This window comes from Prochlorococcus marinus str. MIT 1013, from assembly GCF_027359395.1.
In the GTDB taxonomy this organism is placed as follows: domain Bacteria; phylum Cyanobacteriota; class Cyanobacteriia; order PCC-6307; family Cyanobiaceae; genus Prochlorococcus_B; species Prochlorococcus_B marinus_E.
In genome coordinates, this window is record NZ_CP114778.1 from 930,694 (window position 1) to 945,810 (window position 15,117).

Here is a 15,117-nt window from a genome sequence, read left to right on the forward strand (position 1 = left end):
ACGCCATTAATGTAAAAAAAAATGTTCACAAATTATTTTCAGATGTTGAGCGAAACACTTACATCAATCTTTAACAAGCTTCCAGCAAAATCTGTTCACGCTCACTGTGACGGACCTTGCGGTGTATATGACCCTGCTTCTGCAAGAGTTGCCGCAGAGGCAGTTTTGTCTATGACAAAAAAACTTATTGCTCTAGCGCCAGCTGGTAACGATCAAGCTTCCATTTCAGCCTATAACAACACTTTTTCTCGCTTCGTTGCGATTAAAGAAGAAGAATCACAAAAGACCAAAAAAGAACTGCTAATCCTCTGGACTGATTACTTCAAGCCTGAACACTTAGCTACATATCCAGATCTTCATGACCCTTTTTGGAAAGCAGCAAAGCTTTGTAGTGCATGCAAGGTAAATATCGATCAAACCAAAGCAGAAGAATTATTAGCAGCTGTGCAAAAAATTCACTCTATGTTTTGGTCTTCAAAAGGTAGAAGTGATAGCTGGGTTACCGCAAGCTGATCAAAGTCTTTTCCAGAAGCCAGACTTATTTACTTTATTTACTTTAATAATCGGTTACCGACAACATTTACGTGTTGTCGGTACTTCAATGGAAAAAACTCTTAAAGAGGGAGATTTAGTAACATATAAAAAGTTAAACCCAAAAAATATTGACTTAGAGATTGGCGATATCGTCGTTGCCTATCATCCAAAAACAAAAAACAAGTTAATAATTAAAAGAATTCATAGGATTTATCAAAACAAATTTGATTTAAGGGGAGACAACTCCTTAGCAAGCACTGACAGTAGAGAGTTGGGTTTAATTGAATTAGATTTAATCATTGGAAAAGTAGACAAAATCTTCTCTAATTAGATTTAAGAGATTGGTAGCGATCTTTTCCTTAATTTATAACTTACCAATTAACTTTTTAACTCCACATAAAATATCTTCCTGTGACATAAGAGATTCACCAACCAAAACAGCATCAGCCCCATAACTCTTTACTAAATTCAAATCCTCACGAGTAAATAAACCTGACTCGCTTACCAAAGTGATAGTATTTTCCTTGATTTGGTTAGCATAATTCTTGGCCAACTTCTTTGTAACTTCAAGATCAGTTTTAAAACTCTTTAAATTTCTATTATTAATGCCTATTAATTTAAATATATTAATGTTTAGTACTCTTTCAAGTTCTTCTGAGTTATGAACCTCTACTAGTATTGTCAATCCCAAATGTTCTGCAACCTTAGATAAGTATTTTAAATCAGAATCAGTCAGTATTGCGGCTATCAAAAGTGCAGCATCAGCGCCAGCAGCTCTTGCTTGGTAAAGCTGATAAGGATAAAGAATAAAATCCTTACAGAGGATTGGGATTGTGATTTCCTTTCTAACTTCAACTAAGACATCAAAGCCACCTTGAAAAAATTTTTTATCTGTTAAGACTGATATACAGTTAGCACCTCCATCTTGATACATTTTGCCTATCATTCTCGCGTCAAAATCCTCTCTAATTATCCCTCTACTTGGACTAGCTTTTTTGATTTCTGAGATTAATGCTGGTTTCGAATTACTATTTCTTAATGCATCTATAAAATTTTTTGTTTCGGGTAAACCCTTAATCTTTTTCTTTAAATCTTCAAGTGAAACTTTTTTTCTTGCAATCTCAACTTCTAGATGTTTTTCCCAAACAATTTCCTCCAAGATATTTTTAGGTTTTGAATCTGGGTGAGGGATTGCATACTCTAAATTAGCTACTTTTATACTTGGGTTAGGAGGTCTTCTTCTGATTTCCATAATTTAAATAATTAATGATCTATAAAATAAAATTTGATTTACTACTTCTTTATTTGTAAAGATGCCTGTTTATAGGCAACCTCTACAACTTCGCTTAATGTTGGATGCGTATGAACTTCTTTTGCTAAATCATTTACTCGTTGTCTTCTAGAAATTGCATTAGAAACCTCTTGTATAAGATCAGCCGCATGTAATCCATAAATATGAGCCCCAAGGACCTCCCCCGTCTCTTTATTAAAAATCAACTTCATAATTCCATCACTTTCTAATTCAGCCAAAGCCTTAGAGTTCGCTTTAAAATAGCTTCTAACAATTCCAAGTTCAAAGCCTTCATTTTTCGCTAGATCTTTTGCTTCTTCTTCCGAAAGTCCAACGGAACTTATCTCAGGGTGAGTAAAAGTCGCTGCAGGAATACTTCTGTAATCAATTTCTATTGCTTTACCTAAAATATTTTCTACGGCAATACTCCCTTGCGCTGCAGCGGTATGGGCCAACATCAACTTACCCGTAACATCTCCCACTGCCCATAGATTAGAAACTGGTTTTTCATTTACCAATACTCTCATCTGATCATCAATTGGAATAAAACCTCTCGTTGTTTCAACTCCAACAGATTGTAGATTAAGATTTTTAGTCGACGGTACTCGGCCTGTTGCGACCAGAACAGCGTCAACTTGTAACTCCTCAATTACTTCTCGACTCTTAGCATCTGTAAGCTCGACCTCGACGGGACAACCTGGCTTAACTTTAGTAGCGAACACTCCAGCTCGAGTTTCAATATCTCTTTTATCAATTAGGTTTCTTGAAGCAATTTTCGTGATATCAGGATCAAAAGTAGGCATTACTTTATCAAGAGCTTCAATCATGGTTACCTCACAACCTAAAGCTGTATAAATATCAGCGAATTCCAAACCTATATAGCCACTACCAATTATTGCAATCCATCTTGGCAACCACTCTAAATTAATAGCCTCATCACTTGTGAAAACAGTTCGTCCATCAATTTCAATTCCAGGCGGTACAAAAGGGTCTGAGCCTGTAGCCAAGATAATATCTCTGGCGGAAAAAATTCTATCAACTCCATTTGTTTCTCTTAAACCGACCTTTTGATTACCTTCTAAACGTCCTTCTCCTCTAAGTATCTCAACTCCCGATCTTTCTAATGTTTTAGTTAGATTTTTCCGAATTGTCTCAACTAAATTTTTTGCATGTTCGGCAATTTTTTTACGTTCAAATCTAACTGGAGCGGAATGTATGCCAAATTCAGAAAGATGAGGAACATTTGCAAGCTCACGAACTTTACCACTGGCTGCTAGTAATGCTTTAGAAGGGACACAGCCTCTGTTGACACAGGTTCCGCCCATCTCTCTTGATTCGACAATCGCCACTTTCAAACCAGCCTCTGCTGCATGTTTAGCAGCATCAAAACCTCCATATCCAGCTCCAACAACAATTAAGTCAAAGTCAAAAGAAATTTCGCTCACGGTTTTTTTTGGATACCCTTAACCATTTTTACTCTTTGTCGCTCCAACAAGAGAGGAACTGCCGCAGATGCCACATTTAGTGAATCAACTAATGAGCTATGAGGCAACGTAACAAAGTCTGAACAACAGGCTTCAATTGAAGAATGAACACCTGAGCCTTCATTACCAAGAACCAATACAGTAGGGAGATCCCAGTCTAATTCCCAATAAGGTTTCACTTTCTTATCAGTAATTTTATTCGGTGAAATTGTTCCTACTACTTGATAATTATTATCAATTGCAATATTGAGTTTTGAAACAAGCATTTCAATACTTGAAGAGGATGAATCTCCAATCCGTTCAAAAGGTAAATGAAGAACTGAGCCAGCTGAGGATCGTAAAACCTTTTGATTTAGGGGATCTGCTCCAGAAGCCAACCACATGACTTCATATTCACCAGCAAGGGCTGATCGAAATAAATTTCCCAAATTGCCAGGATCTTGAATCCTATCTAAAGCTAAAATGTGTTTTGGGGCTTTTACGGGCTTTGGTAAACCTGGTATTGGGAATATCGCCGCGACACCATCAGGTGTCACTGTTGATAATGATGCTTCTAAAACATTTGTAGTTACAAGGGTTAGCAAAGATCTTGAAGCTATTTTTTTTAAAATTTCCTCATGCTCATTACACCATTCAGAAGTTGCAATAACTTCTGTTGGCAAAAAATTTGTTTTCAAAGCCTCTTCTAACAAATGAGACCCCTCAAGCAAAAGAGAAGAATGCTCTTCACGTCCAGTTTTTTTCAAAAGACCCCTTAATTTTCTAACCAAAGGGTTTCTTTTACTTGTAATCAATGGCGAATATGAATTATTAATTTTCTAACCTCAAATTATTTAAATTTTGAAAAGCAGAACAGTTTCTTGCATTTAAATAAAAACTGAATTTTCTTATTAAATTCAATAGAAACTATATTAAAATTTTATTCAAACTTTCAACATTATCAATATTTAATTTGAACCCATCAATTTTCACTAAGTTTGACTGGACTATTTTAAATCCACTTGGCATTATGGCTGGGTAAGCAGTTCGCTCCAATATGAGTAGTGTGGCGACAATTAAAAGGAATATTATTCCGCCACATCTGGAGGTAAAAGGAGGGCGTCCGCTTAGTGGAGTTTTAAAAGTTAGTGGGGCAAAAAATTCTTCGCTAGCTTTAATGGCTGCGTCTCTTCTTACGAAAGAAAAACTCCTCATTAAAAATGTCCCACAACTTACGGACATTGAAGTCATGTCAGAGATTCTCCGTAATTTGGGCGCAAAGTTAACTAAAAAAAATAATTCTATCGAGATTAATTCAGAGTCAATTCATAACGTTGAATTACCCTATCAATTAGTTCATAGCTTGAGAGCAAGTTTCTTCTGTGTTGGACCCTTACTTACAAGACTTGGAGAAGCAAAAATTCCTTTACCTGGTGGTTGCAATATTGGAGCAAGACCTATTGATGAACATATCAATGGTCTAAAAGCTTTAGGAGCGGAAGTTGAAGTTATAAATGATGTTGTAAAAGCTCAAGTTTCAACCAAAAACAAAAGATTACGTGGAGCAAATATTACTCTTAAATATCCTAGCGTTGGAGCTACGGAAACCATCTTGATGGCTTCTTGCTTAGCTTTAGGCAAAACAACAATATCGAATCCTGCTAGAGAACCAGAGATCCAGGATCTTGCGAAAATGCTTAATTCAATGGGAGCAAAGGTTTTTGGAGCTGGAACAAAAAGAATCACAATTATTGGAGTGGAATCTTTAAGCGGGACTTCTCATTGTGTTATCCCCGACAGGATAGAAGCAGGAACATTTCTTATTGCTGCAGCAATAACACGATCGCCTCTCATTATTGGTCCAGTAATCCCAAATCATTTGAGCGCTGTTATTTCAAAATTACAAGAATGTGGTTGTTCAATATCTCATCATGGGAATCATCATTTAAAAATTATTCCAAGAGAGGTTTCAGGAGTTGACATAACCACAAGTCCATTTCCTGGCTTTCCAACTGATCTTCAGGCTCCATTTATGTCATTAATGGCCACAGCTAAAGGTTCAAGCAAAATCAAAGAAAGAGTTTTTGAGAAGAGAATGCAACATGTTTTGGAGCTAAATAAAATGGGCGCCTGCATTTATCTAGAAAACAATACTGCTCACATAAAAGGAGTAAAAAAACTTATAGGTTCAAATGTAAAGGGAGGAGATTTACGTTCTTCTGCTGCCATTATCCTTGCATGTCTCTCTGCTAAAGGAAATAGTATTTTTACGGGCCTCGAGCACTTAGATAGAGGCTATGAAAAGTTAGAAGAAAAATTAACTAATGCAGGTTCTATTATTTCAAGAAAATTTGATCAAACAACATCTCATAGTTCTTTCTCTAACAAAATAATTAATGAAGACAATATTGATACTCAAAAAAATGCAGCTTAGTTTCATATTTTTGCTAGTTTTGACATAAAATAAGCATATGGGAGCGTGGTGGAATTGGTAGACGCACCGCACTCAAAATGCGGCACCTTCGGGTTTGTCGGTTCAAGTCCGACCGCTCCCACTTCATTGATGAAAACTTACAATCGTTTTCCCTTAGATCTCAGCAGGGGTAAAGGTTCATGGGTGTGGGACAAAAAAGGCCGTAAATATCTTGATGCTGTAGCTGGCATTGCAACTTGTTCACTAGGCCACAGTGATAAAGCATTAATCAAATCCTTATCAAAACAATTAAGAAGACTTCAACATGTATCTAACCTTTACGAGATACCAGAGCAAGAAGAACTAGCTCAATGGTTAACTTCACAAAGTTTTGCCAAGAGTGCATTTTTTTGCAATAGCGGTGCTGAAGCAAATGAAGCTGCAATTAAATTGGCAAGAAAATATGGCCATATTGAACGTAACATCGACAACCCAGTCATTCTTTGCGCAAAGGAAAGCTTTCACGGAAGAACACTCGCAGCTGTAAGTGCTACGGGGCAACCGAAATACCACAAAGGTTTCGAGCCAATGGTTGAAGGATTTAAGTTTTTTTCTTATAACGACAGTGAATCTTTTAAAAATCTATTTGATGATTTAGAAAAATCAGGTCCACAAATTGCAGCTGTATTTCTTGAACCTATACAAGGTGAGGGAGGCATAAATATTGGAAAAAAATCATTTTTTGAGCTCTTAAGAAAAAAATGTTCCCAAAGCAATGTTTTATTAATATTTGACGAAGTCCAAACTGGAATGGGAAGGACAGGGACTCTTTGGGGATATGAACAACTGGGTATTGAACCTGATGTTTTCACACTAGCCAAAGGACTTGGTGGAGGTCATGCCATTGGTGCTCTATTGGTTAATCAATTGGCTGATGTCTTTCAACCCGGTGATCATGCAAGCACTTTTGGAGGAAATCCTTTCGCTTGCAGAGCAGCTCTAACCGTTGGAAAAGAAATACAAAAAAGAGACCTCCTAAATAAAGTCACCGAGAGAGGGGCTCAATTAAAAGAAGGATTAATTAAACTTTCAAATAAATATTCAGACATATTTATTTCCACTAGAGGCGTTGGGCTTATTCAAGGTCTCGTTATAAAAGACAATATCGAAATAACATCTCATGATATTGTCAAATCCGCCTTAGAAGAGAAACTTCTTCTAGTATCAGCTGGTGTAAAAGTATTAAGAATAGTACCTCCTCTAACTATTACAAAAAAAGAAATCAACGAGCTTTTATCGAGACTAGACAAATGTCTGATGAAACTTTCATAGCTCAATCGAATTTCATTTTTGAAAGCAAGAGCAAAGAATATAAAGATATGAATCTGGGCATAGATCGTATGTCATTGGCCATTAATGCCATGGGAGATCCCTGTAAAAAAATACCTGCTATTCACATAGCAGGAACAAATGGGAAAGGCTCTATTGCGGCTTTTATAAATAGTGTTCTTAGCTTAGTAAATATCAAAACTGGAGTTACCACTTCTCCCCATTTAGTTGATTGGATCGAGAGAATATGTATCAACAAGACTCCAATATCAAAAGAAGAATTTCAATCATTAAGCCTGTCTCTTACTCCTATTGCAAAAAAATATAGATTGACTCCTTTTGAATGTGTTATTGCGATAGCACTTCAATATTTTACTTTAAAGGAAGTTGAGCTTCTTATTCTTGAAGTAGGGCTTGGAGGTAGACTTGATGCAACAACCGCGCATCAATATAGACCTATTATTGCATTTGGAGCTATTGGGCTTGATCATTGTGAATACTTAGGCAATAATCTAGAAAAGATAGCTATTGAGAAAGCAGCTGTAATAACTACAAAGAGTACTGTCATTACAGCTGCTCAACATAATATTGTAAAAAGAGTTTTCGAGGAGACTGCTAAGAGGAAACAAGCAGTTATTCATTGGGTAGATCCAATCTCATCAGACTGGGAACTCGGTCTATCAGGCTCAATACAGAAAGAAAATGCAGCTGTAGCCAAAAGGGTTATTGAATCCTTAAAAAATATTGGATGGAATATTTCTGAAGGACAAATTCGAGAAGGCTTATCTCTTGCTAAATGGCCTGGAAGACTTCAAACAACAAAATGGGAAGGGATGCCCATAGTTGTTGATGGTGCACATAATCCTCATGCGGCTAAGCAATTATCAAATGAAAGAGACGCATGGACTGATCAAGAAAGTGGAATTATTTGGATACTAGGGATTCAAATAAGAAAAGACTTGAGAAGCATTTTGCGTAAGCTAATTAGAGAAAAAGATGTAGCTTGGATAGTTCCTGTCCCAGGCCAAAAAAGCTGGTCAAAAGATAAAGTTTTAAGTTTTTGCCCTGAATATAAAGACCAAATCAAAGAAGCACTTAGTGTAGAAGAAGTTTTATCAACACTTAAAAAACAACATAGATGGCCATCTCCACCACCTGTCATTTCAGGATCGCTATATTTAATAGGTGATCTTTTTCAAAGAAAAATATTGACAAGTTATATTGTTTAAAAATAGAGAAATCAAATCAATTGACTTTTAGATTCCACCCTTTGAGTTTACCTGGATTGAGAATCCCTTTTGGATCAAAATTACTCTTAGCTTGCACTTGATCAGAATCAATTACACCTAGGCCTCCATCTTCAACAGTGATTGTATGCGGATTAAAAATCACTGCACCAAGATCTTTGCATTGACTGATTAATTGATTCATAGCTTCTTCACCTTGCCATTTAACAAGCGGGAGTGAGGCTATTCTTTGAACTCCATTTTGACGAACACATTCCAAATGCCATAAAAGATTTGATCCCCACTGAGATTTCAATTTTCTCATCATTTCAGATTCTGGCTGAGGAAGAAGCATTTGCAAATATGTCCAACTAGGGTCAATGCCACGCATATGTAAAGTTGTATGGTTCCAAGAAAGCTCTCGAAGGCCTGTTCCTGCTTTCAGATTTTCCGGTCCTAAGTCATAAAAGTCAGCACCGGCTGATTTTGCAAGACGCTCGATTGTAGTAATACCATCAGGCGAGACTAACAGTAAAATCCTATGTTTACCTGAGGGTTCACCAGACCAATGTGGAAGACAATTAACAATTTCTTTTTCTAATAAAGTTCCCAAATAAAGTTCCAGTGCAGCACGATTAAATTTGCTTAACAAGTCAACAGCTTGATTCCAATCAAAACAATCGACAACTATTTGTTGCCATTTTATATATGGAGCAGTTGTTAATTTCAACGCGGTAATAATTCCGTTAGTTCCATAAGCATGATTCAAAGCCTCTGAATTATTTGCGTTCAATTCTAGTTTTCTTGGTGGATCCTCAGTCGTTATTATTTCTAAGAATTGCAAATGCCCAGGATCTCGAAGAAATCCCCAACGAACGGATCCTATTCCACCTGAACCACCAGCAATAAAGCCACCAATTGAGGCGCTTCTCCATGTACTTGGAAGCAACCGCAACTGACGACCATGCTTAATCAACTCATCATTTATATCTCTAAGTAAACAACCAGATTCAACTGTAATTTCACCTGATTTTGAATTGAAATTTCTAATTCTCTTAAGACCGGACATAACCATAACAACTCCACCATTAAGAGGAACACACTGCCCATAGTTTCCTGTCCCTGAACCTCTAAGAGTCAAAGGAGTTGAATGCTTATTACAAATTTGAGCCACAATAATAATTGCATCTACCGAAAGTGGTCGAACGACTATGTCAGCGACACAATCTTTTAATTCATTAATCAATATTGGTGAATAATCAAAGAAATCTTTAGAGAACCTTTTTAAATCATTATTTTTTTGAAAAACCTCTAGATCAGAAATTGATTTTAGTTCTTTTAAAAGCAACTCTATTTTCTCTTTATTAATCATGGCTCATCACTTGTGAATATTGATTTTTTATTTTAGGCAATTCATTCAAGAATTCACCATTAACTACTACTCTTCGTTTAGGTTTGTCAGACAAAGCTTTTACCCAACTATTTGAATCTAACAAAATAAAATCGGCAGGGCTTCCCTTTTGAAAAAGGCCATCCCATTGAAGGCTAAGAACGTGTGCTGCAGATGAGGTAAACGGAGAAAGGCCTAATCTATCCCAGGGAGATAAATGAGCAATTGGCATAGAAAAAGCCATTAAATTTATTGGATCAAAATTAGATAAAGGAAACCATGCATCATTTACATTGTCTCCTCCAACAGATACAACAACTCCAGCCTTTTGAAGTTGAAATATTGGAGCCAGTGGTCTCTTAATTAAAGTAGATCGATCTTTTCTTCCAAGAAGCCAAGAATTAGTTAGTGGTAAAGCAACAACTTTTAATTTATTTTTAGCCATTTTTTTTGCCAAATGTGAAATCGCCTTTTCTCTTAGCAATCCCAAACTGCTTAAATGACTACAAGTTATTGATATCTCGTTTTCAACTTGACCTAATACTTCAAAAAGCAATTTCAATCCTCCAGCGGCATAATACTGAGACTCATCAATATGTAGATCAATATCACAATTAAGTCTATTTGCAAGTTGCACTAAATGTAATAAAGACTTAAAAGTCTTCCTCTTGTTGAAAGGAGGGGCTATTACCCCACCTAAAAGATCTCCATTAGAGGCAACTCTTTGAGCCAAAAGCTCACCTTCACAAGTTTGCCAAAAATCCAATGGAACCAAAGCTACAAACTGTAAGAAAATTTTCTCTTGCCATTTTTTTCTAATATTGTCCAATAAATCCCAATCTCGCATCGCAGTTTTTCCAAAGCTATCAATATGGGACCTAATTGCCCTTATCCCATTAACAAGAGCAAGATTGAGAGACTTTTCAACGCTGAAAATTAATTCATCTTTGGACCTCAATTCATATTCACTCAGATTCGCTTCTAATGCTTCATGGTAAGTACCCATCAAGTTAGATGAACGTGACCATGAGAATGCTTTATCTAAATGTGCATGAGGTTCAGCAAATCTTGGTAGAAGAATTTCATCTGGAACTTTAGAGCTTTCTTTTAAACCCTTAATTGAGGTAATCGTTCCATCCCTCCACTCAACTTGAATGGATGACAATCCCTCTTTATCAATTGAAGTTCCTAATACATCCTGTCCATTACCAATCAAACATCTTGGAACAAGAACATCTATTCGCCCAGACTTTGGAGGGCTTGCAATCAATTCAACATTTTTTGCGAAATTCACTTTTGAATAAACTTCAATCCCGAGCTTTTATTAATCCGGGTTTTAATTACACACTAACTTCAATATAGGTCAATTGCGTTGTGATCAAGATATAAAAAGTGATAATTTCAATCCGTACTATTTAGAATAATATCAAGCTATATTTTTTTACCAAAATCATTCTGGAATCTCAAAATGATTTTGGTAGATTAATAGCACAAGGCGGGCGTCGCCAAGTGGTTAAGGCAGCGGCTTGTGGCGCCGCTATTCGGGGGTTCGAATCCCCTCGCTCGCCCTTGAACATTTCTTTGGAATCAATCTAAAAATCTTTTTCCCCAGGGGAAAATAAAACTGCGATGACAGCATCCATAGCTCCTAATAAAAAAAGCACATCTTTCAGGACTAAGAGAGGGAGCTATTGGATTACCACTTTTGGATGTCAAATGAATAAAGCTGATTCAGAAAGAATGTCAGGCATTTTACAAACAATGGGCTATCAGCTTGCAGAGGAGGAACTTAAAGCAGATTTAATTCTCTATAACACGTGTACTATTCGTGATAATGCCGAGCAAAAAGTTTATAGTTATTTAGGAAGGCAAGCTAGGAGGAAAAAATCAGATCCACATTTGAAAATCATCATTGCAGGATGCTTAGCGCAACAAGAAGGTGAATCCCTATTAAGACGAGTTCCTGAAATAGATCTTGTAATGGGGCCTCAGCATGCAAATCGGCTGGAGACTCTTCTTAATCAAGTTGATAACGGACACCAGGTATTGGCAACCGATGAACAGCACATATACGAAGACATAGCAACGGCAAGAAGAGAGAGCTCTATATGCGGTTGGGTCAACATCATCTATGGATGTAATGAGCGATGCACTTATTGCGTAGTCCCCTCCGTTAGGGGCAAAGAACAATCAAGAACTCCTCAAGCTATTAAAAATGAAATAGAAGAATTAGCAAGAATTGGATATAAAGAAATAACCCTTTTAGGGCAAAATATAGATGCTTATGGCAGAGACTTTAAACCTTATGAATTTAATAAATCTGGACAATTAACACTTTCATATTTATTAGAATATGTTCATGATATTGTAGGGATTGAGCGTATTAGATTTGCCACAAGTCATCCTAGGTATTTTACGAAAGAGTTAATAGATGTATGCGCAAAGCTTCCTAAGATTTGTGAACATTTTCATATCCCATTCCAAAGTGGAAGTAATAAAATACTTAAAAATATGGGTCGAGGATATACTGTTCAAACCTATAAAGATATTGTAAATTATATAAAACAAATAATGCCGGAGTCATCTATTACTTCTGATGCAATTGTAGCTTTTCCTGGCGAGACAAGAGATGAATTCGAAGAGACATTATCACTTATAGAAGATGTTAAATTTGATCTTGTCAATACTGCAGCATATTCTCCAAGACCCAATACACCAGCAGCTTTATGGCCTAATCAATTATCTGAAACAATAAAAATTGATCGACTAAGAGAAATAAATAACTTAGTCGAAAAGACCGCAAAGGAAAGGAATTTAAGGTACAAAGACTCTTCACAGGAAATACTCATTGAGAATATAAATTCTAAAGACAATTCACAATTAATGGGAAGAACTAGAACAAATCGATTAACATTTTTTCCAAGGTTCTCAAGCAATAGACAATCGCATCAACCCGGAGAAATAGTAAATATAAAAATCAATGAAATACGTCCATTCTCTTTAACTGGAAGATTGCTATAAAGATTAATGAATTTAATAAACTACCTTATAAAATATTCAGAATTATATAGATATGTCGAATAAAAAACTCACTATTGGACTTGTTTTTGGTGGAAATTCAAGCGAACATGAAGTCTCTATCGAATCAGCTAAAACTATTTATAATGCCTTATCTCATTCTTTAAATAGTGATCGCTTTGTTGTAAATCCAATTTACATAGATAAGCATGGTTTTTGGGAAGATTCAGAATACTCAAAGTCAATTTTATTTGAAAACAAAGAATCAACTATAACAACTGAAAGCCATAAAGACCCCATGGATAGGATCACTAATCTTCCAAAAGAAAGTAACAAGATTGATGTATGGTTCCCCGCTTTACATGGTCCAAACGGGGAAGATGGAGTTATTCAAGGATTATTTAAATTAACAGGAAAACCTTTTGTTGGATCAGGAACTCTTGGTTCATCTCTAGGCATGGATAAAATAGCAATGAAATCAATTTTTAAATCATTTAATCTTCCTCAAGCTCCATATGTTTATTTACACAAAGAGAATATATTGAATAAATTATTTATGAAGTCGATTTTTAATCAAATAGAAAAGATAATAAGCTATCCATGTTTTGTAAAGCCGGGTAACCTAGGATCTTCTATTGGCATAACTAAAGCATACTCAAAGCAAGAGCTAATCAATGGAATAGAAATTGCAGCCAGATATGATGAAAGAATTATAATAGAAAAAAATATTGCAGGAAGAGAACTTGAATGTGGAGTATTAGGAAAGTCCATAATGAAATCATCAGTTATTGGCGAAGTTAAATTTCAAACTGATTGGTATACATATGAATCAAAATATGATGCAAATCTAAGTAGTACAATTATCCCAGCTGATTTGAATATAGAGATATCTAATAAGATACAAAATCTAGCTATCGAGGCATGTAAGGCTATTAATGCTTTTGGTTTGGCAAGAGTCGATTTCTTTTATCAAGAAAACACGCAACAGATTTATATCAATGAAGTAAATACCTTGCCTGGGTTTACAAAAACGAGCATGTATCCAATGCTTTGGGAAGCTTCTGGATTAAAACTAGAAAAACTTGTTGCTAGTCTCATAGAAATAGCTAGAGAATAAATCAACCATGACATTTTTAGATCTCTTTTTCAAAAAATGATTCACGGTCTCCTTTGGTTGCCATTATTAATGGCTTTTATTCTCATAGCTTCCCTTGGCTGGCTAGAAAGAAGGCGACAGAATCTTTATTTGATTTGGGCTAAAGGTTCAGAGCTGGCCAAGCTTGATGGAACAGGTGCTGCTCGATTAAAAGATGGCATTTTATGCTGGAGCAGCTTTGAAGCTGGTCGTTTCAAAGAGGAAGCAACTTTCGAAGTTAAAAAATTAGAAATGATTGAGCTAATGGCACTTAGTTCGGGAGAAGCGCCCTTAACAAAAGAATCTCAAGGGCGATGCCGACTTAGACTTGTTGGTTCAGGCAAAGAAAAAGATGTACCTTTTTCTGATGCTGAACGTGCACGCCAATGGATGGATAAACTTATGTCTAAAGCAAGATGCGACCTTTAAACTCAAAAAAAAAAGTAAGCAAATTAAATAAAAATAATCCTATTTCATCCATAAAAGTCTCAGATGTTTCTCAGAGCAAAAATCTTCTAATTGAACTTTGGCAATTACTTTTTTTTTCAACCACTTCAATTATTCTCATTCTTACATTTGTAAATCAGGCATGGAAACCAATAAGTTTTGATGAAACGAAAATAACAGGTCTTTCTGGAATAACAGAAAATGATATTAAAAAAGTTACTAGTATTTTTTACCCTAGAAACCTGTTGGAATTAAATCCAAAAGAAATCGAATCTTATTTAATAAAAAAGCTTCCAATCAAAAAAGTTTCCGTAAGCCGCAAAATTTTCCCCCCTGAAGTTCATTTAAATGTTTTAGAAAGAGAACCAATCGCTTTTGCGAGTCGAGTTATTTCCAAAAATGTCGAGAATGGAATGATTGATATTCAAGGATATTGGATACCACTGCAATTTCTAAATAAATCAAAAAAAAATAAAATAAAATTATCTATAGAAAATTGGAATTCAAATAAAAAAAAAGAAATTCTAAAAATAATTAAAAATAGATTTATTCTTCAAAGCCCTCTCCAAAAAATCAAAATAAATCCTCTCCAAGAAATCAGCATAAAAACCGAGCACTTCAATTCAGTTCTTCTAGGCTCTGATACAGATCGCTTGATCGAGCAAATGAATAATTTAAACCAGCTACAAAAATCATTACCAAATCTTTTAATCAACACAAAAGTAAAAGTCGTAGATCTTAAAGATCCCAGTAAACCAGAATTAAAAATCGAAAAAATCCTTATAGATAGCGATTAAAAGGCTTGCTATGACATGATTTTGCATGAATTCATAAGATATTGAGAGTCTTTTTTAGATGATTTAAGAAATTA

At 35.6% G+C, this 15,117-nt stretch carries 14 protein-coding genes and 2 tRNA genes; 11 read left to right on the forward strand and 5 right to left on the reverse strand.

The window, feature by feature from the left end; genetic code table 11:
* Positions 1-21 precede the first annotated feature (21 nt).
* Entirely contained in the window at positions 22-513 is a 492-nt protein-coding gene (gene sodN, locus O5633_RS05685; RefSeq protein WP_420063629.1) for a superoxide dismutase, Ni, read from the forward strand.
* Complete coding sequence (gene sodX / locus O5633_RS05690; RefSeq protein WP_269611167.1) at positions 488-865, forward strand: nickel-type superoxide dismutase maturation protease; 378 nt, start codon at positions 488-490, stop codon at positions 863-865. The genes sodN and sodX overlap by 26 nt, the downstream gene beginning before the upstream one ends.
* A gap of 33 nt (positions 866-898) precedes the next feature.
* On the opposite strand, the gene trpC is transcribed toward sodX, so the two are convergent.
* From trpC to O5633_RS05705, 3 genes are read right to left on the reverse strand one after another with little or no spacing between them, the layout of a single operon-like run.
* Positions 899-1,786, reverse strand: coding sequence for an indole-3-glycerol phosphate synthase TrpC (trpC, locus tag O5633_RS05695; protein WP_269611169.1), 888 nt, complete (start codon positions 1,784-1,786; stop codon positions 899-901).
* Positions 1,787-1,827: 41 nt separating this feature from the next.
* On the reverse strand, positions 1,828-3,270 hold the full coding sequence (gene lpdA / locus O5633_RS05700; RefSeq protein ID WP_269611170.1) for a dihydrolipoyl dehydrogenase: 1,443 nt from the start codon (positions 3,268-3,270) through the stop codon (positions 1,828-1,830).
* Complete coding sequence (locus O5633_RS05705; RefSeq protein ID WP_269611171.1) at positions 3,267-4,103, reverse strand: TrmH family RNA methyltransferase; 837 nt, start codon at positions 4,101-4,103, stop codon at positions 3,267-3,269. Before O5633_RS05705 ends, lpdA begins: the two co-directional genes overlap by 4 nt.
* 242 nt (positions 4,104-4,345) lie before the next feature.
* On the opposite strand from O5633_RS05705, the gene murA reads away from it, so the two are divergent.
* The 4 genes from murA (at position 4,346) to O5633_RS05725 (ending at position 8,259) form a co-directional block, all read left to right on the forward strand.
* Positions 4,346-5,722, forward strand: coding sequence for a UDP-N-acetylglucosamine 1-carboxyvinyltransferase (murA, locus tag O5633_RS05710; RefSeq protein WP_269611172.1), 1,377 nt, complete (start codon positions 4,346-4,348; stop codon positions 5,720-5,722).
* Between the two features lie 39 nt (positions 5,723-5,761).
* Positions 5,762-5,843, forward strand: a tRNA-Leu gene (locus tag O5633_RS05715).
* A gap of 8 nt (positions 5,844-5,851) precedes the next feature.
* Positions 5,852-7,033 carry an aspartate aminotransferase family protein gene (locus O5633_RS05720; protein ID WP_269611173.1) on the forward strand — a complete coding sequence of 394 codons (1,182 nt, stop codon included), beginning with the start codon at positions 5,852-5,854 and terminating at the stop codon, positions 7,031-7,033.
* Positions 7,012-8,259: a bifunctional folylpolyglutamate synthase/dihydrofolate synthase gene (locus tag O5633_RS05725; protein ID WP_269611174.1), complete on the forward strand. Its 1,248-nt coding sequence runs from the start codon at positions 7,012-7,014 to the stop codon at positions 8,257-8,259. Before O5633_RS05720 ends, O5633_RS05725 begins: the two co-directional genes overlap by 22 nt.
* 16 nt (positions 8,260-8,275) lie before the next feature.
* Here the strand turns inward: O5633_RS05725 and O5633_RS05730 are convergent, their stop codons facing one another.
* Positions 8,276-9,628, reverse strand: a complete 1,353-nt coding sequence (locus O5633_RS05730; protein WP_269611175.1) for an FAD-binding oxidoreductase — start codon at positions 9,626-9,628, stop codon at positions 8,276-8,278.
* The gene (locus O5633_RS05735; RefSeq protein ID WP_269611177.1) at positions 9,621-10,940 is read right to left on the reverse strand and encodes an amidohydrolase family protein; all 1,320 of its coding nucleotides are present in this window, start codon (positions 10,938-10,940) and stop codon (positions 9,621-9,623) included. Before O5633_RS05735 ends, O5633_RS05730 begins: the two co-directional genes overlap by 8 nt.
* A 201-nt stretch (positions 10,941-11,141) precedes the next feature.
* Here O5633_RS05735 and O5633_RS05740 point away from each other — a divergent pair.
* The 5 genes from O5633_RS05740 to O5633_RS05760 all read left to right on the forward strand — a co-directional run bounded on the left by O5633_RS05740 (position 11,142) and on the right by O5633_RS05760 (position 15,043).
* Positions 11,142-11,214: transfer RNA gene (locus tag O5633_RS05740), tRNA-His, on the forward strand.
* Between the two features lie 61 nt (positions 11,215-11,275).
* Entirely contained in the window at positions 11,276-12,667 is a 1,392-nt protein-coding gene (gene miaB, locus O5633_RS05745; RefSeq protein WP_269611178.1) for a tRNA (N6-isopentenyl adenosine(37)-C2)-methylthiotransferase MiaB, read from the forward strand.
* Positions 12,668-12,719: 52 nt separating this feature from the next.
* Positions 12,720-13,781, forward strand: coding sequence for a D-alanine--D-alanine ligase family protein (locus O5633_RS05750; RefSeq protein WP_269611179.1), 1,062 nt, complete (start codon positions 12,720-12,722; stop codon positions 13,779-13,781).
* A 36-nt stretch (positions 13,782-13,817) separates the two neighbouring features.
* On the forward strand, positions 13,818-14,228 hold the full coding sequence (locus tag O5633_RS05755; protein WP_269611181.1) for a hypothetical protein: 411 nt from the start codon (positions 13,818-13,820) through the stop codon (positions 14,226-14,228).
* Positions 14,216-15,043 (forward strand): cell division protein FtsQ/DivIB, encoded by an 828-nt coding sequence (locus O5633_RS05760; protein ID WP_269611182.1) that lies wholly within the window; start codon positions 14,216-14,218, stop codon positions 15,041-15,043. Before O5633_RS05755 ends, O5633_RS05760 begins: the two co-directional genes overlap by 13 nt.
* Positions 15,044-15,117: the final 74 nt, after the last annotated feature.

Coding starts and splice junctions, on each gene's coding strand:
- O5633_RS05750 (WP_269611179.1), top strand. CDS start 12,720: ATGTCGAATAAAAAACTCACTATTGGACTTGTTTTTGGTGGAAATTCA.
- murA (WP_269611172.1), top strand. CDS start 4,346: ATGAGTAGTGTGGCGACAATTAAAAGGAATATTATTCCGCCACATCTG.
- trpC (WP_269611169.1), bottom strand. CDS start 1,786: ATGGAAATCAGAAGAAGACCTCCTAACCCAAGTATAAAAGTAGCTAAT.
- miaB (WP_269611178.1), top strand. CDS start 11,276: ATGACAGCATCCATAGCTCCTAATAAAAAAAGCACATCTTTCAGGACT.
- O5633_RS05755 (WP_269611181.1), top strand. CDS start 13,818: ATGATTCACGGTCTCCTTTGGTTGCCATTATTAATGGCTTTTATTCTC.
- O5633_RS05720 (WP_269611173.1), top strand. CDS start 5,852: ATGAAAACTTACAATCGTTTTCCCTTAGATCTCAGCAGGGGTAAAGGT.
- sodN (WP_420063629.1), top strand. CDS start 22: ATGTTCACAAATTATTTTCAGATGTTGAGCGAAACACTTACATCAATC.
- O5633_RS05730 (WP_269611175.1), bottom strand. CDS start 9,628: ATGATTAATAAAGAGAAAATAGAGTTGCTTTTAAAAGAACTAAAATCA.
- O5633_RS05725 (WP_269611174.1), top strand. CDS start 7,012: ATGTCTGATGAAACTTTCATAGCTCAATCGAATTTCATTTTTGAAAGC.
- O5633_RS05760 (WP_269611182.1), top strand. CDS start 14,216: ATGCGACCTTTAAACTCAAAAAAAAAAGTAAGCAAATTAAATAAAAAT.